This is a genomic window from Rhodococcus sp. Z13_19A (assembly GCF_058133575.1).
On the sequence record NZ_JBYUNN010000004.1, the window covers coordinates 426,627 to 444,335 of the forward strand.

The 17,709-nt window shown below is 72.8% G+C and carries 21 protein-coding genes; 17 read left to right on the forward strand and 4 right to left on the reverse strand.

Features of this window, described 5'->3' with window-relative positions:
• The first annotated feature begins 8 nt into the window (after positions 1–8).
• The 13 genes from dnaJ (at position 9) to AC3YNX_RS17045 (ending at position 10,061) form a co-directional block, all read left to right on the forward strand.
• Positions 9–1,160 (forward strand): molecular chaperone DnaJ, encoded by a 1,152-nt coding sequence (gene dnaJ / locus AC3YNX_RS16985; protein ID WP_489982865.1) that lies wholly within the window; start codon positions 9–11, stop codon positions 1,158–1,160.
• Positions 1,161–1,919 carry a 16S rRNA (uracil(1498)-N(3))-methyltransferase gene (locus tag AC3YNX_RS16990; RefSeq protein ID WP_489982866.1) on the forward strand — a complete coding sequence of 253 codons (759 nt, stop codon included), beginning with the start codon at positions 1,161–1,163 and terminating at the stop codon, positions 1,917–1,919.
• Positions 1,920–2,100: 181 nt separating this feature from the next.
• Positions 2,101–3,123, forward strand: coding sequence for a PhoH family protein (locus AC3YNX_RS16995; RefSeq protein ID WP_489996217.1), 1,023 nt, complete (start codon positions 2,101–2,103; stop codon positions 3,121–3,123).
• On the forward strand, positions 3,120–3,668 hold the full coding sequence (ybeY, locus tag AC3YNX_RS17000) for an rRNA maturation RNase YbeY (protein WP_127783448.1): 549 nt from the start codon (positions 3,120–3,122) through the stop codon (positions 3,666–3,668). Before AC3YNX_RS16995 ends, ybeY begins: the two co-directional genes overlap by 4 nt.
• Positions 3,665–5,044, forward strand: coding sequence for a hemolysin family protein (locus AC3YNX_RS17005; protein ID WP_489996218.1), 1,380 nt, complete (start codon positions 3,665–3,667; stop codon positions 5,042–5,044). Before ybeY ends, AC3YNX_RS17005 begins: the two co-directional genes overlap by 4 nt.
• 55 nt (positions 5,045–5,099) lie before the next feature.
• Positions 5,100–5,384: a cytidine deaminase gene (locus tag AC3YNX_RS17010; RefSeq protein ID WP_489996294.1), complete on the forward strand. Its 285-nt coding sequence runs from the start codon at positions 5,100–5,102 to the stop codon at positions 5,382–5,384.
• On the forward strand, positions 5,377–6,297 hold the full coding sequence (gene era, locus AC3YNX_RS17015; protein ID WP_241248902.1) for a GTPase Era: 921 nt from the start codon (positions 5,377–5,379) through the stop codon (positions 6,295–6,297). The genes AC3YNX_RS17010 and era overlap by 8 nt, the downstream gene beginning before the upstream one ends.
• Positions 6,298–6,387: 90 nt before the next feature.
• Positions 6,388–6,927, forward strand: coding sequence for a hypothetical protein (locus tag AC3YNX_RS17020; protein WP_489996219.1), 540 nt, complete (start codon positions 6,388–6,390; stop codon positions 6,925–6,927).
• Between the two features lie 86 nt (positions 6,928–7,013).
• A complete protein-coding gene (locus AC3YNX_RS17025; protein ID WP_127783444.1) occupies positions 7,014–7,421 on the forward strand; it encodes a CD225/dispanin family protein in 408 nt (135 codons plus the stop codon).
• An 82-nt stretch (positions 7,422–7,503) separates the two neighbouring features.
• Positions 7,504–7,944: a DUF2752 domain-containing protein gene (locus AC3YNX_RS17030; RefSeq protein WP_489996220.1), complete on the forward strand. Its 441-nt coding sequence runs from the start codon at positions 7,504–7,506 to the stop codon at positions 7,942–7,944.
• Between the two features lie 40 nt (positions 7,945–7,984).
• Positions 7,985–8,824 (forward strand): DNA repair protein RecO, encoded by an 840-nt coding sequence (gene recO / locus AC3YNX_RS17035; RefSeq protein WP_489996221.1) that lies wholly within the window; start codon positions 7,985–7,987, stop codon positions 8,822–8,824.
• Positions 8,781–9,611: an isoprenyl transferase gene (locus AC3YNX_RS17040; protein WP_206518001.1), complete on the forward strand. Its 831-nt coding sequence runs from the start codon at positions 8,781–8,783 to the stop codon at positions 9,609–9,611. The genes recO and AC3YNX_RS17040 overlap by 44 nt, the downstream gene beginning before the upstream one ends.
• Before the next feature lie 48 nt (positions 9,612–9,659).
• A complete protein-coding gene (locus tag AC3YNX_RS17045) occupies positions 9,660–10,061 on the forward strand; it encodes a hypothetical protein (protein ID WP_127783441.1) in 402 nt (133 codons plus the stop codon).
• A 23-nt stretch (positions 10,062–10,084) separates the two neighbouring features.
• Here the strand turns inward: AC3YNX_RS17045 and AC3YNX_RS17050 are convergent, their stop codons facing one another.
• Both AC3YNX_RS17050 and AC3YNX_RS17055 read right to left on the reverse strand, forming a co-directional pair.
• Entirely contained in the window at positions 10,085–10,540 is a 456-nt protein-coding gene (locus tag AC3YNX_RS17050) for a Fur family transcriptional regulator (RefSeq protein ID WP_489982870.1), read from the reverse strand.
• Positions 10,541–10,885, reverse strand: coding sequence for an ArsR/SmtB family transcription factor (locus AC3YNX_RS17055; protein ID WP_127783440.1), 345 nt, complete (start codon positions 10,883–10,885; stop codon positions 10,541–10,543).
• A gap of 135 nt (positions 10,886–11,020) precedes the next feature.
• On the opposite strand from AC3YNX_RS17055, the gene AC3YNX_RS17060 reads away from it, so the two are divergent.
• A complete protein-coding gene (locus AC3YNX_RS17060) occupies positions 11,021–12,424 on the forward strand; it encodes a glycine--tRNA ligase (protein WP_489996222.1) in 1,404 nt (467 codons plus the stop codon).
• Between the two features lie 34 nt (positions 12,425–12,458).
• On the opposite strand, the gene AC3YNX_RS17065 is transcribed toward AC3YNX_RS17060, so the two are convergent.
• Positions 12,459–12,944: a nitroreductase family deazaflavin-dependent oxidoreductase gene (locus AC3YNX_RS17065; protein WP_489996223.1), complete on the reverse strand. Its 486-nt coding sequence runs from the start codon at positions 12,942–12,944 to the stop codon at positions 12,459–12,461.
• Between the two features lie 118 nt (positions 12,945–13,062).
• Between AC3YNX_RS17065 and AC3YNX_RS17070 the strand changes: the two genes are divergently transcribed.
• Genes AC3YNX_RS17070 through AC3YNX_RS17080 form a run of 3 tightly spaced genes read left to right on the forward strand, consistent with a single transcriptional unit; the run spans position 13,063 to position 15,973 of the window.
• The gene (locus AC3YNX_RS17070) at positions 13,063–14,058 is read left to right on the forward strand and encodes an XdhC family protein (protein ID WP_489996224.1); all 996 of its coding nucleotides are present in this window, start codon (positions 13,063–13,065) and stop codon (positions 14,056–14,058) included.
• 2 nt (positions 14,059–14,060) lie between these two features.
• Entirely contained in the window at positions 14,061–14,702 is a 642-nt protein-coding gene (locus AC3YNX_RS17075; RefSeq protein WP_489996295.1) for a YdcF family protein, read from the forward strand.
• A gap of 14 nt (positions 14,703–14,716) precedes the next feature.
• A complete protein-coding gene (locus AC3YNX_RS17080) occupies positions 14,717–15,973 on the forward strand; it encodes a deoxyguanosinetriphosphate triphosphohydrolase (protein ID WP_489996296.1) in 1,257 nt (418 codons plus the stop codon).
• Between the two features lie 6 nt (positions 15,974–15,979).
• Here AC3YNX_RS17080 and AC3YNX_RS17085 read toward each other — a convergent pair whose 3' ends face one another.
• Complete coding sequence (locus tag AC3YNX_RS17085) at positions 15,980–17,608, reverse strand: long-chain fatty acid--CoA ligase (protein WP_489982874.1); 1,629 nt, start codon at positions 17,606–17,608, stop codon at positions 15,980–15,982.
• Positions 17,609–17,709: the final 101 nt, after the last annotated feature.

Consider the following 17,709-nt stretch of genomic DNA (forward strand, 5'->3'; position numbering starts at 1 on the left):
AGGGACACGTGGCACGGGACTACTACGGAACGCTCGGCGTCGGCACCAAGGCGAGTGCCGACGAGATCAAGCGCGCCTACCGCAAGCTGGCCCGGGAGCTGCACCCCGACGTCAACCCCGACGAGGCCGCGCAGGCCCGCTTCCGTGAGGTGACCACCGCCTACGAGGTGCTCTCCGACCCGGCCAAGCGTCAGGTGGTGGACCTCGGCGGCGACCCGCTGGAGAGCGGGGGCGGCGGCAACGGCGCCGGTGGCTTCGGCGGCCAGGGCTTCGGCTTCGGCGACATCATGGACGCCTTCTTCGGCGGCAGCGGGGGCGGCGGCGGTCGTGGGCCGCGCAGCCGCGTGCAGCCCGGCTCCGACGCCCTGCTGCGGGTGGAGCTCACCCTGGCCGAGTGCGCCAGCGGGGTGCAGCGCGACATCAGCGTGGACACCGCCGTGCTCTGCACCACCTGTCACGGCGCAGGCACCGCGGCCGGCACCAGCCCGGTGCGCTGCGACACCTGTGGCGGCGCCGGCGAGGTGCAGTCGGTGCAGCAGTCCTTCCTGGGCCGGGTGGTCACCGCACGGGTGTGCCCCACCTGCCGCGGCACCGGCGAGACCATCCCCGACCCCTGCCAGCAGTGCGCCGGCGACGGCCGGGTGCGCTCCCGCCGCGACATCACCGTCAAGGTGCCCGCCGGCGTGGCCGAGGGCATGCGCATCCGCCTCTCCGGGCAGGGCGAGGTCGGCCCCGGCGGCGGCCCCGCCGGCGACCTCTACGTGGAGGTGGTGGAGAAGCCGCACGAGACCTTCGTCCGGGACGGCGACGACCTGCACTGCACCATCCGCATCCCGATGACGGACGCGGCGCTGGGCACCAAGGTGGGCCTGGACACCATCGACGGCCACGCCGAGATCGCGGTGGAGCCCGGCACCCAGCCCGGCACGATCACCACCCTGCGCGGGCACGGCATGCCCCGGCTGCGCAGCGGGGTGCGCGGCGACGTGCACGTGCACCTGGACGTGGTGGTGCCCAGCAAACTCGACCACAAGCAGGCCGACCTGCTGCGCCAGTTCGCCGACCTGCGCACCCGGGACCAGTCCGAGGTGGTCACCGCCGGCTCCAAGCAGAGCGGCGGCCTGTTCTCCCGGCTGCGGGAAACCTTCAGCGGCCGCTAGGTGGCGCCCCCGGTCTTCCACCTGGCCCCGCTCCCGCCGGCCGGGGCCACCGCGGTGCTCGACGGCGCCGAGGGCCGTCACGCGGCCACGGTCCGGCGGTTGCGGTCGGGGGAGCGGGTGCTGCTCACCGACGGCCGCGGCGGGGTGGCTGACTGCACCGTCACCACCGTGGGCCGCGACCGCCTGGAGCTGGCCGTGCAGGCGCGCCAGGACGTGGCGCCCGCGGTGCCGCAGGTGACGGTGGTGCAGGCGCTGCCCAAGGGCGAGCGCTCCGATCTCGCCGTGGAGCTGGCCACCGAGGCCGGGGTGGACGCGGTGGTGCCCTGGCAGGCAGCGCGCTGCGTGGCCCGCTGGCAGGGGCCCAAGGCCGACAAGGGGGTGCAGCGCTGGCAGAGCACCGCAACCCAGGCCGCCAAGCAGTCCCGCCGGGCCCACGTGCCCGAGGTGGCGCCGCTGCACAGCACCACCGAGGTGGCGGAGCTGGTGGCGCGGACGGTGGCCGAGGGTGGGCACGCCCTGGTGCTGCACGAGTCGGCGCAGGCGCCGATGGCCGACCTGGTGCTGGACGGACCGCGGGTGCTGCTGGTGGTCGGCCCCGAGGGCGGCATCGCCGACGACGAGCTGGCCGCGCTCACCGCGCAGGGTGCGGTCGCGGTGCACCTGGGTCCCACCGTGCTGCGCACCTCCACCGCTGCCGCGGTCGCCCTGGGCGCACTGGGTGTGCTCACCCCGCGCTGGCTGGCTCGCCCGTTCGCCTAGCCGGGCTCGCCGGTTCGCCTAGGCGGGCTCGCCCGGGTGGGCCGGAACACGCGCGGCCTGCGGGCTGTTGTCCCAAGGGCAGCGCGAGATCGCGCCGTCCGCGCCGTAGGCTTGCCCTTTCCGGCCACCGGTGCGTGGACACCCCGTCACCATCGGGACAGCCGGATAGAATGAGGAGGTAATGGATCCTGTGACCAGCACCATCGTCATCCCTGACGCTGGTGTTCTGCCCTTTCTCGGTTCCGCCGACCGCAACCTGCGGGTGCTCGAGGAGCTGCTCGCCGCGGACGTCCACGTCCGTGGCAACGAGGTGCGCCTGCTGGGCGAGCCCGCCGACGTGGCCTTCGCCGAGCGCGCGGTCACCGAGCTCGTGGCCATGGCCCTGCGCAACCCCGAGCTGACCTCGGACGGCGTGCGCCGGACGGTGGGCATGCTGGAGGCCAACACGGCCGCCTCGCCCGCCGAGGTGCTCAGCCTGGACATCCTCTCGCGCCGCGGCAAGACCATCCGGCCCAAGACGCTGAACCAGAAGCACTACGTCGACGCCATCGACACCCACACCATCGTCTTCGGCATCGGCCCCGCCGGCACCGGCAAGACCTACCTGGCCATGGCCAAGGCGGTGCACGCCCTGCAGAGCAAGCAGGTCAGCCGCATCATCCTCACCCGTCCCGCGGTGGAGGCGGGGGAGCGGCTGGGCTTCCTGCCGGGCACGCTGAACGAGAAGATCGACCCGTACCTGCGCCCGCTCTACGACGCGCTGCACGACATGATGGACCGCGAGGCCATCCCCAAGCTGATGGAGGCGGGCACCATCGAGGTCGCTCCGCTGGCCTACATGCGCGGGCGCACGCTCAACGACGCGTTCATCATCTTGGACGAGGCGCAGAACACCACGGCCGAGCAGATGAAGATGTTCCTCACCCGGCTCGGCTTTGGCTCCAAGATCGTGGTCACCGGCGACGTCACCCAGGTCGACCTGCCCGGCGGGGCGTCCTCGGGGCTGCGGGTGGTCCGGGAGATCCTCGACGGCGTGGACGACGTGCACTTCTCCACGCTGACCAGCAACGACGTGGTCCGCCACCGGCTGGTGTCCGACATCGTCGACGCCTACGAGCGCTTCGAGGCCGAGACCCGACCGGAGTCGGTCGGACACGCCCCGGCGCACCGCAGCGGCGGCCAGCGACGCGGGACCCGCCGATGAGCATCGAGATCGCCAACGAGTCCGGCGTCGAGGTGGACGAGGCCGACCTGGTCGCCGTGGCCGGCTTCGCGCTGGAGCGGATGCAGGTGCATCCCGCCGCCGAGCTGTCCATGGTGCTGGTGGACAACGCCTCCATGGCCACCCTGCACGAGCAGTGGATGGACCTGCCCGGCCCCACCGACGTGATGTCCTTCCCGATGGACGAGATGCGCCCCGGCGGTCGGCCCGACGCGGCCGACCCTGGCCCGTCCATGCTCGGTGACATCGTGCTCTGCCCGGCCTTCGCCGCCGACCAGGCGGAGCAGGCCGGCAAGACCCTGGCCGAGGAGCTGCGGATGCTCACCGTGCACGGGGTGCTGCACCTGCTGGGCTACGACCACGCCGAGCCCGAGGAGAAGCGCGAGATGTTCGGCCTGCAGGACCGCCTGCTGGCCGACTTCCACACCGACCGCCGGCGCGCGGCCCGGCAAGCGGTGCTCGACGCCGCCGACCAGCGGCTGCTGGGCACCGTGGGGCTGGACGACGATGGAGGCCGCGCCCGGTGAGCGGATCGCTTGCCATGCTCCTCGCCGCCATCGTGCTCGTCCCGCTCGCCGGCCTCTTCGCCGCGCTGGACGCCGCCCTGAGCACCGTCTCGCACGCGCAGGTGGCCGAGCTGGCCCGCAACGAGCGCCCCGGTGCCCCCAAGCTGCTCGAGGTGGTTGGCGACCGCCCGCGCTACGTCAACCTGCTGGTGCTGCTGCGGGTGGCCTGTGAGGCCACCGCCACCGTGCTGGTGGCCGTCGCGGTGGCCAGCTGGGTGTCCACCGCGCTCGCCGTGCTCATCGCCGCCGCGGTGATGGCCGTGGTCAGCTACGTGGTGATCGGCGTCGGCCCCCGCACCCTGGGCCGCCAGCACGCCTACCGCATCGGCCTGGTGGCCGCGGCCCCGCTGAAGATCTTCGGCACGGTGCTCGACCCGTTGAGCAAGCTGCTGATCCTGGTCGGCAACGCCATCACCCCCGGCCGCGGCTTCCGCCAGGGCCCGTTCTCCTCCGAGGTGGAGCTGCGCGAGCTGGTGGACATGGCGCAGCAGGGTGGCGTGGTGGACGCGGGGGAGCGACGGATGATCCAGTCCGTCTTCGACCTCGGCGACACCATCGCCCGCGAGGTGATGGTCCCGCGCACGGACATGATCTGGATCGAGCAGGACAAGACCATGCGCCAGGCCATGTCCCTGGCCGTGCGCAGCGGCCACTCCCGCATCCCGGTGGTGGGCGAGGGCCCCGACGACGTGCTCGGCATCGTCTTCCTCAAGGACCTGGTGCAGCGCTCGTTCACCCTGCGCGACGGCGAGCGCGGCGAGCCGGTGCGCGAGCTGATGCGCGAGGCGGTGTTCGTCCCCGACTCCAAGACGGTGGACGAGCTGCTCAGCGACATGCAGCTGGGCCGCCATCACATGGCCATCCTGGTGGACGAGTACGGCGGCGTGGCCGGGCTGATCACCATCGAGGACATCCTGGAGGAGATCGTCGGGGAGATCGCCGACGAGTACGACACCGACGAGCGCCCCCCGGTGGAGTACCTCGACGACGGTGCGGTGCGGGTCTCCGCGCGGCTGTCGGTGGAGGACCTGGGCGAGGTGTTCGGCATCGAGCTGCCCGCCGAGGACGTGGAGTCGGTGGGCGGGCTGCTCGGGCAGGTGCTCGGCCGCGTGCCGCTGCCCGGCTCCGAGGTCACCACCCACGGGCTGGTGCTGCGCGCGGAGGCCGGCCCGGAGATCCGTGGGCGGGTGCGGGTGGGCACCGTCGTGGTGCGCCGCGACCAGCCGGACGACGGCGGCGAGCACCACCCAGATCGGCAGCACCCAGACAGGTCAGACGGCTCCGACCGAACCCCGGAGCTGACGTCAGCAGAGGACAGGAGCCCCTACGGTGGCTGAGCACGGCCCGATCGACCCCGACGACGCCAAGCTGGTGACGCTGGCCCGCTCCTCGATGGGCCGCACCGGTGCCGCCGAGGGTGCCGCCGTGCGCGACACCGACGGGCGCACTTACGCCGCGTCCACCGTGGCGCTGCCGTCGCTGTCGCTGACCGCCCTGCAGGCCGCGGTCGCCGCCGCGGTGGCCAGCGGCGTGGACGGGCTGGAGGCGGCCGCGGTGGTCACCGGGGCCGACGTGCTCGACCCCGACGGTGCCCGCGCGGTGCGTGACCTGTCGCCGAAGGCGCTGCTGCTGCGCGCCGACCGCACCGGCACCGTCCAGGAGGTCGCCGGTGCCTGACACCGAGCAGTCCGTGGCGCCGCATCGGTCGGGCTTCGCCTGTCTGGTGGGCCGGCCCAACACCGGCAAGTCCACCCTCACCAACGCGCTGGTGGGCACCAAGGTGGCCATCACCTCCAGCCGGCCGCAGACCACCCGGCACACCATCCGCGGCATCATCCACCGCCCCGAGGCGCAGCTGGTGCTGGTGGACACCCCGGGGCTGCACCGGCCGCGCACGCTGCTCGGCCAGCGGCTCAACGACCTGGTCAAGGACACCTACTCCGAGGTCGACGTCATCGGGCTGTGCATCCCCGCCGACGAGAAGATCGGCCCCGGCGACCGCTGGATCCTGCAGCAGCTGCGCCACGTGGCCCCGCGGGTGCCGGTGGTCGGCGTGGTCACCAAGATCGACAAGGTGGGCCGGCAGCAGGTGATGCAGCAGCTGATGGCGGTGTCGGCGCTTCTGGGCGAGGAGGCCGAGGTGGTACCGGTCTCCGCGGTCAAGGACGAGCAGGTGAACGTGCTGGCCGACGTGCTGGCCGCGCACCTGCCCGAGGGGCCCAAGCTCTACCCCGAGGACGAGATCACCGACGAGTCCGACCAGAAGATGATGGCCGAGCTGATCCGCGAGGCCGCGCTGGAAGGCCTCGGCGACGAGCTGCCGCACAGCCTGGCCGTGGTGATCGACGAGTTCGCCCCGCGCGAGGGCAGCAAGGACCTGTGGGACCTGCGGGCGCTGCTGTACGTGGAGCGCCAGAGCCAGAAGTCCATCGTCATCGGCAAGGGCGGCTCGCGGCTGCGCGACGTGGGCACCGAGGCCCGCCAGCAGATCGAGAACATGTTTGGTGTCCGCATCTACCTCGACCTGCACGTCAAGCTGGCCAAGGACTGGCAGCGCGACCCCAAGCAGATGGGCAAGCTGGGGTTCTAGCCACGCCGTGGGACGTCGTTGGGCCCGATGTCCGGTTCTCCTGGGTAGTTTCGGGGTGTCCTCCTTTCCCTGCGTCCCCTGGAGACCCTCATGACCGACGGCCCGCAGCATCCCTCCGGCACCCCTGCCTACCCGGGTGGCCCCGGCAACCTCGGGCCGATGCCGGGCAGCAACGACCCCGGGCAGCAGCCCCGCACCGTGCCCGCCGACGTGGACAAGGCGTGGAAGCTCTGGCTGGCCAGCATCGTGATCGGGCTGATCGGCACCGTCGTCGGGCTGCTGGCCACCGACCGGGACAAGCTCAAGCAGGACCTGATCGCGGAGGGCAGTGCACCGGCTGACGTGGACGCCGTCGTCAACGCCACCGTGGTGTCGATCGCGGTGATCGGGCTGATCATCCTGGCCCTGCAGCTGCTGTTCGTGTTCAAGATGCGGGCCGGGCGCAACTGGGCGCGCATCGTGCTCACGGTGCTCGGCGTCGTCGGGGTGCTGTCCTCGGTGTTCAGCCTGAGCCAGGGCTCGGGCCTGGCCGCGGTGGTCAACCTGGTGTCCGCGGTGGTCGTGGTCGCGGCCATCGTGTTCATGTACCGACCCGCCGCCAAGGCGTACTTCAGCCCGCAGCGGTACTGACCCCGGGGGTTGCCACCGACGTTGCGGCACAGTAACTTTCGGTGACCGGTCGCCGAGGGCGACCACCGCGCGCTGGGGGGGAAGCGATGACCACGTCCAACGGACCGGGCTCAGGCTGGGACAAGGAGCAGCACGGGCAGGGCCAGCCCGGCTACGGCCAGGGTGGCTATGACCAGGGTGGCTACGGTCAGGGCGGCTCCGGCCAGGGCGGGTACGGGGCGCCGATGGCGGCGCCGGACAACCACCTGGTGTGGGCGATCCTGTCCACCGTGTTCTGCTGCCTGCCGCTGGGCGTCGTCTCGATCGTCAAGGCGACCCAGGTCAGCTCGCTGTGGGCGCAGGGCCAGCACGACGCCGCCCGGGCGTCGGCCGACCAGGCCAAGAAGTTCGCCATCTACGCGGCCTGCACCACCGTTGGGTTCCTGGTGTTGTACGTCATCGGGATCGCCGCCGGTTTCGCCAGCTTTGAGCTAGACACCGACACCAGCAGCTAGGCAGCGCGTCGACGGCACCAACGCTGTCGGGGCCGCTCGCTAGATTGGTCCGGTCAGTCGCAGCACCACCGGAGGCAATGCCGTGAGCACCGCGCACCCGTTCTCGGCCCCGCCGGCCGACCGCTCCCGCTGGCTCGCGCCGGCCGGTGCGGCGGCGGCCGCCGTGGCCGGGTGCGCACTGCTGTGGCTTGCCGACCCCACCACGCCGGGTGGCGTGCTGCCGGTGTGCCCGACCAACGCGCTGCTGGGCCTCACCTGCCCCGGCTGCGGCGGCATGCGGATGGTCTACACGCTGTTGCACGGTGACGTCACGGGTGCGCTGCGGTACAACGCTGTCGCCCTGGTGGCGGTGGTGATGATGGTGTGGGCGTGGGGCGCCTGGGTGCTGAGCCTGCGCCGTGGCCACCTGGTGCGCTCCTGGCAGCACGTCAGCTGGGTGCCCAGGGTGGCGCTGGTGGTCACGCTGACCTGGTTCGTGGTGCGCAACCTGCCGTGGGCGCCGTTCACCGGGCTGCAGGTCTAGCGATGGTGAAGCGCGACGGCCGGAGTGCGACGATGGCAGCGTGAGGCTCTACCGAGACAACGCGGTGGTGCTCCGGCAGCACAAGCTGGGGGAGGCCGACCGCATCATCACCCTGCTCACCCGCCAGCACGGCGTGGTCCGTGGGGTGGCCAAGGGCATCCGCCGCACCCGGTCGAAGTTCGGCGCCCGTCTGGAGCCCTTCGAGCACATCGACGTGCAGCTCTACCCCGGCCGCAACCTCGACATCATCACCCAGGTGCAGACCCTGGACGCCTTCAGCAGCCCGCTGGCCGCCGACTACACCCGCTACACCACCGGCTGCGCCGTGCTGGAGACGGCGGAGCGGCTGGCCAGCGAGGAGCGCACGCCGGTGCTGCGGCTGCACCTGCTCACCGTCGGCGCCCTGCGCGCGCTGGCCGCCGGTGACCGTGCTCCGGAGCTGGTGCTCGACGCCTTCCTGCTGCGGGCCATGGCGTTCGCGGGCTGGGCACCGGCGCTGGCGGAGTGCGCGCGCTGCGCAGCGCCCGGACCGCACCGGGCCTTCCACGTGGCCGCCGGCGGTGCGGTCTGCGTGCACTGCCGCCCGGCCGGCTCGGCCACCCCGAGCCCCGAGGTGATCGAGCTGATGCTGGCCCTGCTGCACGGGCAGTGGTCGACCACCGAGGACGTCACCAGCAGCGTCCGCCGCCAGGCCAGCGGGCTGGTGGCCGCGCACCTGCAGTGGCACCTGGAGCGCCAGCTGCGCACCCTGCCGCTGATCGAGCGCAGCCGTCCGCACCACGTGCCCGCCCCGGTGGCCGGTCCGGAGACCGACACCCCAGACACCCTCCGGCAGGATGGGCACCGTGATCCCACGCCGACGTCTGCGCACCGCGTCTGAGCGGACGGTCCGTCCGCCAGATCCGCACCCCTCCGGCGCCCTGCCCCCGCTGCTGCAGCCGGAGCTGGTGCCCCGCCACGTCGCCCTGGTGATGGACGGCAACGGCCGCTGGGCCCAGGAGCGCGGGCTGCCCCGCACCGCCGGGCACGAGCGCGGCGAGGCCGTGCTGATGGACGTGGTGAGCGGTGCCATCGAGCTGGGCGTGGAGTGGTTGTCGGTGTACGCCTTCTCCACCGAGAACTGGAAGCGCAGCCCCGAGGAGGTGCGCTTCCTGATGGGCTTCAACCGCGACGTCATCCGCCGGCGCCGCGACGAGATGAACGAGATGGGCGTGCGGGTGCGCTGGGCCGGTCGGCGGCCTCGGTTGTGGCGCAGCGTGATCAACGAGCTGGAGACCGCCGAGCAGCTCACCGCGGGCAACTCCGTGCTCACGCTGACCATGTGCGTGAACTACGGCGGGCGGGCGGAGATCGCCGACGCCGCCCGGGAGATCGCCCGCCGGGTCGCCGCCGGGGAGATCAACCCGGAGAAGGTGGACGAGAAGATGCTCGCCCGCCACCTCGACGAGCCGGACATGCCCGACGTGGACCTGTTCCTGCGGCCCTCCGGCGAGCTGCGCACCTCCAACTTCCTGCTGTGGCAGTCGGCGTACGCGGAGATGGTCTTTCAGCACACCCTGTTCCCGGACTTCGACCGCCGCGACCTGTGGGCGGCGTGCGTGGAGTACGCCTCCCGCGACCGACGCTTCGGCGGGGTGCCCGAGCGGGCGCCACAGGAGCCGCAGTGAGCACCGCGACGGGAGTCGCGCAGTGAGCACCGCGACGGGAGTCGCGCAGTGAGCACGGCGCCTGAGCTGCTCGCCGAGGCCCGCACCGCCCTGGAGCGGTACGTGGACGTGGCGGTCGACCCCAGCGGGGCACTGGCCTTCGCGCACGGGGAGGTGCCCTGCGCGGCGCAGGCCATCGAGCTGGCCGAGGGGCTGGTGGTGCTGTCGGTCACCTGCGTCATCGCGTGGGACCTCGACCGCAGTGCGGTGCTGGACGCGGCGGTGGCCCGGGCCGGTGCCAACGTGCAGTTCGGTGCGCTGGGGCTGCTCGACGACGGCGACCGCGCCGACGTGACCCTGCGCTACGCCTTCCCGGCCGCGGGGCTGGACACCGAAGCCCTGGCCACGCTGCTGCTGTTGGTGCTCTCCGCCGCCTCGCACGCGCGCACCGAGGTGCTGGCCGCCAGCTAGGTCGGAGTCTCCTCGGGGCGCTGCTAGCCCGCGGCGTCCGGGGACTCTGCGCAGGCCCGGCAGGTGCCGAAGACCTCGACGGTGTGGCTGACGTCGCTGAACCCGTGCTCGGTGGCCACCGTCTGCGCCCAGCGCTCCACCGCCGGGCCCTCCACCTCCACGGTGGCGCCGCAGTGCCGGCAGACCAGGTGGTGGTGGTGCCCGGAGGAGCAGCGGCGGTAGACCGCCTCGCCGTTGTCGTTGCGCAGCACGTCCACCGAGCCGGCGTCGGCCAGGCTCTGCAGCGTCCGGTACACCGTGGTCAGCCCGATGCCCTCGCCGCGGCGGCGCAGCTGCTCGTGCAGGTCCTGGGCGGAGCGGAACTCCTCGGTGGCGTCGAGCAGGCTGGAGATGGCGCTGCGCTGCTTGGTGGCGCGCACCCCCACCTCGGGCGAGCGGACCTCCGCCGCACGGGTGCCGCCCCTGGTCGACTCGGCCACTCAGTCCTCCTCGGCGTGCGCGACGGCGTCGATCACGATGTGCGACAGGTGCTCGTCCACCAGGCTGTAGACCACCTCGCGACCGGCACGCTCCCCGTGCACCACGCCCGCCGCCTTGAGCACCCGCAGGTGCTGGCTGACCAGGGGCTGGGAGAACGCGAGCGCCTCCACCAGCTCGTGCACCGAGCGCGGCGACTCCCGCAGCTGCAGCACGATGGCGATGCGCACGGGGGCGGCCAGGGCGCGCAGCAGGTCGCCCGCGCCGGCGAGGATCTCCTTGGGCGGCACCGCGGCCACCGGCGTGCGGTGGGCGGCGTGCCGCACCGCTTCTGCCTCGATGGTCACCAATGCCTCCGATGTCGTGAAATCACGAGTGGACCCCCATCGTAGTGAGCGCCGACAAACCGGGTGGGGAGCCGGACAGGTGCGCCTGGTGCGCCGGATAGTCTGGGGTTCAACCGCGTCGTCGTCGATACCTGTATGGAGCTCATCTCAGTGGCTGCCAAGTCGTCCCCCATCGATACCGTCGTCAGCCTCTGCAAGCGACGGGGCTTCGTGTTCCCCAGCGGGGAGATCTACGGCGGCACCCGCTCGGCCTGGGACTACGGGCCGCTGGGGGTGGAGCTGAAGGAGAACATCAAGCGCCAGTGGTGGCGGTCCATGGTCACCCGCCGCGACGACGTGGTGGGCATCGACTCCTCGGTGATCCTGCCCCGCCAGGTCTGGGAGGCCTCCGGCCACGTGGCCACCTTCTCCGACCCGCTGGTGGAGTGCCTGCAGTGCCACAAGCGCTACCGCGAGGACCACCTCGTGGAGGAGTACACCGAGAAGAAGGGCCGCGAGCCGGAGAACGGCCTGGCCGACATCGTCTGCGCCAGCTGCGGCACCCGCGGCGAGTGGACCGAGCCGCGCGCCTTCTCCGGCCTGCTCAAGACCTTCCTCGGCCCGGTGGACTCCGAGGAGGGCCTGCACTACCTGCGCCCGGAGACCGCGCAGGGCATCTTCGTGAACTTCGCCAACGTGCTCACGGCGTCGCGGCGCAAGCCGCCGTTCGGCATCGGCCAGATCGGCAAGAGCTTCCGCAACGAGATCACCCCGGGCAACTTCATCTTCCGCACCCGCGAGTTCGAGCAGATGGAGATGGAGTTCTTCGTCGAGCCCGGCACCGACGCGGAGTGGCACGAGTACTGGCTGGAGGAGCGCACTCGCTGGTACACCGACCTGGGCATCAACCCGGACAACCTGCGGCTCTTCGAGCACCCCAAGGAGAAGCTGTCGCACTACTCCACCCGCACCGCCGACATCGAGTACCGCTTCCGCTTCGGCGGCAGCGAGTGGGGCGAGCTGGAGGGGGTGGCAAACCGCACCGACTTCGACCTGCGCACCCACTCCGAGGCCTCCGGCACCTCGCTGGACTACTTCGAGCAGGCCACCGGCACCCGCTACACCCCCTACGTCATCGAGCCGGCAGCCGGCGTGGGCCGGGCCATGATGGCCTTCCTGCTGGACGCCTACACCGAGGACGAGGCGCCCAACGCCAAGGGCGGGGTGGACAAGCGCGTGGTGCTGCGGCTGGACCGCCGGCTGGCGCCGGTGAAGGCCGCCGTGCTGCCGCTGAGCCGCAACGCCGACCTGACGCCCAAGGCCAAGGAGCTGGCCGCGCGGCTGCGCGAGCACTGGAACGTGGAGTTCGACGATGCCGGAGCCATCGGCCGCCGCTACCGCCGCCAGGACGAGATCGGCACGCCGTTCTGCCTGACCGTGGACTTCGACACCCTCGACGACCAGGCCGTCACCGTGCGCGAGCGGGACTCCATGGCGCAGGAGCGGGTGGCGCTGGACCAGGTGGAGAGCTACCTGGCCGCGCGGCTCATCGGCTGCTGACGCCCTGACTCACCTCCGGTCGCGCCCGCGCTGCTCAGGCAGCGGCGCTGGCTGCGACCGGCGTGAGCACGAACACCCGCGACTCCCGGCCGGACATCTCGTGCTCCATCCGGTACCCGGGCCACACCTGCAGCATCAGCGGCCACAGCCTGGCGCGCTCCTCGCCGGTGACCTGGCGCACCTGGCAGGTGAACGTGTCGCCCTCGAAGAACACCTCCGCGGTGTCGGCGGCCGCCAGGTTCGCCGTCCACGCCGGGTGCTGGGGTCGGCCCCAGTTGGAGCCGTTGACGATGAACGAGTCGCCGTGGGGCACGCAGAGCAGGTTGGTGGTGCGCGGCTTGCCGCTGGTGCGGCCCGGCACGGTGATCCGCACCCCCGGCAGGCCGGCCAGGCGCAACAGGGTGATCCGGCCGTGGGTGAGCCGAGCCAGCCACCGCTCCACCCGCGGGATGGCCGGCTCGATCTTCATCAACCACGGCTTGGTGCCGATTGCGCGCGCGATCGCGGCCAGAGGGTGCATGGGCGGATTCTAGGCGCGCCACGCCTGGCGGAGCGGGGGTTTGCGCGCAGCCCTGCAGGCCGGCAGGACGCCGTTGCCGGGCAACAGGGTTGGTGCGCGGGTAGGGCACGATGGAGGCATGGCTGAACTCGTGGACCTGGGCGCTGCCCTCACCCGCTGGCGGCTGAACGACACCCCGGTGTGCGTGGTGCGGGTGAGCGAGGTGCACGGCTTCGGCGCCACCGCTCCCACCCAGCTGCTGCTCAGCGATGGCGCGGAGCTGCACGGCAGCCTGCTGTCCGGAGCGGCCGACGAGCAGGCCAGGGGGCTGGCGGCCCAGGTGCTCGCCGACGGCGTCGCGCGCCAGGCTGAGGTGGCCGTGGACGAGACCAACGCCGCGCGCAGCGGGCTGGCCTGCGCGGGACGGGCCACCCTGCACGCCCACCTGCTCCCGGACGCGGCCGCCGAGCTCGTGGCAGACGGCTTTCTCGCCGGCTCCCCGGTCGCGCTGCTGTCCGCGCCGGCCGGGCTGGTGGTCACCGTCGGTCGCGACGCCGAGCAGGTCAGCACCGAGCTGGACGACCCCGAGCCGGCGCTGGCGGCGGTGCGCGGGCTGCTGCGCCGCGGCCGCAGCTGCACCGAGACCGTCGAGCTGACCGACGGCGGACAGGCGCTGGTGGACGTGCTGGTGCCGCGCAGCCGGCTGGTGCTGGTGGGTGGGGGAGCGCTGGCCGACGCCCTCGGCGCCCAGGCTCGGCTGCTGGACTGGGACGTGCTGGTGCGCACCGGGGTGGCCGAGACCGAGCAGACGGTGGCCGGGCTCACCCAGGCCGACGCCGTGGTGGTGCTCGACCACGACCCAGCCTTCGACGGCGCCCTGCTGCGCACCGCGCGGGGGCCCGGCTTCGCCGGGGCGCTGGGCTCGCGGCACACCCAGGCTGCGCGCCGCGAGCGGCTGCTGGCGGCCGGCGCCACCGAGGAGGAGCTGGCCCGCATCCACGGGCCGGTGGGCCTGGACCTCGGTGCGCGCACCCCGGCGGAGACCGCGGTGTCGGTGGTGGCCGAGATCATCTCGGTCCGTTCTGGGCGCGCTCCCAGTGCCCTCTCCGCAACCACTGGCAGGATCAAGGCGTGAGCATGCGACGCCGAAGTGCACTGGGGGCCTGGGCCGTGCGCCTGGTGGTGGGCACCCTCGTCATGGCTGTCGTGCTGCTGTGCGGCACCGCGCTGCGGGTGTGGCAGGTGGCCCGTGACGACGACCGCACGCCGGCCGACGCGCTGCTCGTGCTGGGGGCCGCCCAGTACGACGGCACCCCGTCCGCGGTCTTCGCCGCCCGCCTGGAGCACGCCAGGGCGCTCTACGCCGAGGGCGTGGCGCCGCTGGTGATCACCGTGGGCGGCAAGCAGCCCGGGGACGAGTTCACCGAGGCCGCCTCTGGGCGCCGCTACCTGGTCGACGCCGGGGTGCCGGCCAGCGCCATCGTGGCGGTGGAGGACGGCGCCGACACGCTGGGCAGCATCAAGGCGGTGGCGGAGCTGATGCGGGCGGACAACCTCAGCAGCGTCGTGGTGGTCAGCGACCCCTGGCACTCCGCCCGCACCATGGCGATGGCCGAGAACGAGGGCCTGCACGCGCAGTCCTCGCCCACCCGGCAGGGCCCGTCGGTGCTCACCAGGGAGAGCCAGTTCCAGGGCATCATGCGCGAGACGGGGGCGCTGCTGTACTACCGGCTCACCGACGCGCCCAGCACGCTGTTCGAGACCACGGCGAACTGGTAGTCGTGGCAGCCGTCGTGCCGGCCTACGACGAGCACTCGGTGGCCCGCCGGGTGCTGGAGGCCCCCAAGCAGGCCGCGCTGTCCGGCGCCGCCCCGGGCTCGCGCTCGGACTTCGCCCGCGACCGGGCCCGGGTGCTGCACTCCGCCGCGCTGCGCCGCCTGGCCGACAAGACGCAGGTGGTCGGTCCGCGCGACGGCGACACCCCGCGCACCCGGCTGACCCACTCGCTGGAGGTGGCCCAGATCGGCCGGGGCATCGCCCTGGAGCTGGGCTGTGACCCCGACGTGGTGGACGCTGCCGGGCTCGCCCACGACATCGGCCACCCGCCCTACGGCCACAACGGGGAGCAGGCCCTCAACGAGGCGGCCACCAGCTGCGGCGGCTTCGAGGGCAACGCCCAGAACCTGCGCATCCTCACCCGCCTGGAGCCCAAGGTGCTCGACGAGACCGGCCGCAGCGCCGGGCTCAACCTCACCCGTGCCGCCCTGGACGCCGCCATCAAGTACCCGTGGCTGCGCCGGGACGGGGAGGTGAAGTACGGCGCCTACGACGACGACGCCGAGGCGCTGGCCTGGGTGCGCGAGGGAGCGCCGCAGGGCCGCCGGTGCCTGGAGGCCCAGGTGATGGACTGGGCCGACGACGTCGCCTACTCGGTGCACGACGTGGAGGACGGCATCATCGCCGGTCGCATCGACCTGCGGGCCCTGGGCGTGCCCAGCGAGCAGCGGGTGCTGGCCCAGCTGGCGCGGCGCTACGTCCGCGAGGCCGACGAGGGGGTGCTGATCGAGGCGGCTGCGGGACTGGCGCACCTGCCGGTGGTGGCCGCGGTGTGGCCCTACGACGGCTCGCTCACCGCCTCGGTGTCGCTCAAGCGGCTCACCAGCGAGCTGGTGGGCCGCTTCGCCTCCGCCGCCGTCACCGGGACGCGGGCGGTGGCCGGCGACGGTGCGCTCACCCGCTACGCGGCGGACCTGTCGGTGCCGCCGGTGGTGGCCGGGGAGGTGGCGGTGCTCAAGGCGATGGCGATGCGGTACGTGATGAGCGACCCGGTGCGCCTGGCCGAGCAGAACCGGCAGCGGGAGTGGGTGCACGCGGCGGTGCAGCTGCTGCTGGCGGCGGGGGAGCCGGCGCTGGACCCGATGTTCGCCGACCACTGGCGCCACGCCGCCGACGACGCCGCCCGCCGCCGGGTGGTGCTGGACCAGATCGCCTCGTGCACCGAGGCTCGGCTGGAGCGGATGCTGCGCGAGGGCGGCCTGCTCAGCTCCTGAGGCCGCTCAGTCGGGCAGCTGGTAGTCGGCGAACTCGGTGCGCAGGTCCTTCTTGGAGAACTTGCCGACACTGGTCTTGGGCACCTCGTCGATGAACTCGATGGCGTCGGGCAGCCACCACCGGGCCACCCGCGGGCCCAGGTGCTCCAGCAGCTCCTCGGCGGTGACGCTGGAGCCGTCCGAGCGCACCACGCAGGCCAGCGGGCGCTCGTCCCACTTGGGGTGGGCGATGCCGATCACCGCCGCCTCGGCCACGCCGGGGTGCGCCATCAGGTGGTTCTCCAGCTCCACCGAGCTGATCCACTCGCCGCCGGACTTCACCAGGTCCTTGGTGCGGTCCACCACGCGCACGTTGCCGAAGGCGTCCACGCAGGCCACGTCGCCGGTGCGCATCCACCCGTCCGCGGTCATCAGCTCCACCCCCGGGTCGGGGCGGTGGTAGCCGGCCGCCGCCCACGGCCCCCGCACCTGCAGCTCCCCGCTGGTGACGTCGTCCCAGGGCAGCGGGGTGGTGGCGCCCGGCTCCACGATGCGCAGCTCCACGCCGGGCACCGGGGTGCCCTGGCGGGCCCGCAGGGCGGCCTGGGCGGCGTCGCCGGCCTGGTGCTCGCGGTGCGGGACGTGCCCGACGCTGGCCACCGGGTGGGTCTCGGTCATGCCCCAGGCCTGCAGCACCGGCACGCCCAGGGTGGTGCGGTAGAGCTCGGCGAGCGCCTCGGGCACCGCCGAGCCGCCGCACAGCACGGCGCGCAGCGCGGGCAGCGTGACGTCGGCGAGCAGGGGCCGCATGCCCGCCCAGATGGTGGGCACCCCGGCGGCGAGGGTCACCCGCTCGTCGATCATCAGCTGCAGCAGCGACTGCGGCGACAGGTCCGCACCGGGCAGCACCAGCGACGCCCCGGCCATCGGCGCGGCGTGCGCCAGGCCCCAGGCGTTGGCGTGGAACATCGGCACCACCGGCAGGATGACGTCGCTCTCGGCCACCGCCATCGCGGCGGTGGTCATCATCGACATCGAGTGCAGCCAGGTGGACCGGTGGGAGTAGACGACGCCCTTGGGGTTGCCGGTGGTGCCGCTGGTGTAGCACATGGCGGCGGCCTGCAGCTCGTCGTCGACGTGGAAGTCCACCGGGTCGCACTGGCTCAGCAGGTCCTCGTAGTCGTGCACCTCGGCGGTGGTGATCACCACGTCCGCCGCGTCGGGGCCGGCGCCGTCGTCCATCACCACCACGTTGGTGACCGACGGGATGGAGTTCAGCAGCGGGGCCAGCAGGGGCAGCAGCGAGCGGTCCACGAACACCACCTCGTCCCCGGCGTGGTCGGCCACGTAGGTGAGCTGCTCGGGAAACAGCCGGATGTTCAGGGTGTGCAGCACGCGCCCGGTGCACGGGGCGGCGAAGTACAGCTCCAGGTGGCGGGTGGAGTTCCACGCGAAGGTGCCCACCCGGGCGTCCGGGCTCAGGCCCAGCGTGTTCAGCATCCCGCCGACCCGTCGGGTGCGCTCGGCCCACTGCCCGTAGGTGGTGCGGACCGGCGCCGGGCCGGCGCTGACCAGCTCCCGGTCCGGGTAGAGCGTCTCCGCCCGCCGGAAGAGGGAGTCGATGGTGAGCGGGTAGTCCTGCATCAGTCCGCGCATGGGCCGATCATGCCAGTGAGCCACGTCACACAACAGCGGAAGTGGGGGTGCCGGTGTCACGTCCGGGTGCACCGCCTCGTCGGGAGGGTGTGCGGCCCACA

Coding starts and splice junctions, on each gene's coding strand:
- AC3YNX_RS16995 (WP_489996217.1), top strand. CDS start 2,101: ATGGATCCTGTGACCAGCACCATCGTCATCCCTGACGCTGGTGTTCTG.
- ybeY (WP_127783448.1), top strand. CDS start 3,120: ATGAGCATCGAGATCGCCAACGAGTCCGGCGTCGAGGTGGACGAGGCC.
- AC3YNX_RS17010 (WP_489996294.1), top strand. CDS start 5,100: ATGGGCCGCACCGGTGCCGCCGAGGGTGCCGCCGTGCGCGACACCGAC.
- AC3YNX_RS17020 (WP_489996219.1), top strand. CDS start 6,388: ATGACCGACGGCCCGCAGCATCCCTCCGGCACCCCTGCCTACCCGGGT.
- AC3YNX_RS17025 (WP_127783444.1), top strand. CDS start 7,014: ATGACCACGTCCAACGGACCGGGCTCAGGCTGGGACAAGGAGCAGCAC.
- AC3YNX_RS17040 (WP_206518001.1), top strand. CDS start 8,781: ATGGGCACCGTGATCCCACGCCGACGTCTGCGCACCGCGTCTGAGCGG.
- AC3YNX_RS17060 (WP_489996222.1), top strand. CDS start 11,021: ATGGAGCTCATCTCAGTGGCTGCCAAGTCGTCCCCCATCGATACCGTC.
- AC3YNX_RS17065 (WP_489996223.1), bottom strand. CDS start 12,944: ATGCACCCTCTGGCCGCGATCGCGCGCGCAATCGGCACCAAGCCGTGG.
- AC3YNX_RS17070 (WP_489996224.1), top strand. CDS start 13,063: ATGGCTGAACTCGTGGACCTGGGCGCTGCCCTCACCCGCTGGCGGCTG.
- AC3YNX_RS17075 (WP_489996295.1), top strand. CDS start 14,061: ATGCGACGCCGAAGTGCACTGGGGGCCTGGGCCGTGCGCCTGGTGGTG.
- AC3YNX_RS17085 (WP_489982874.1), bottom strand. CDS start 17,608: ATGCGCGGACTGATGCAGGACTACCCGCTCACCATCGACTCCCTCTTC.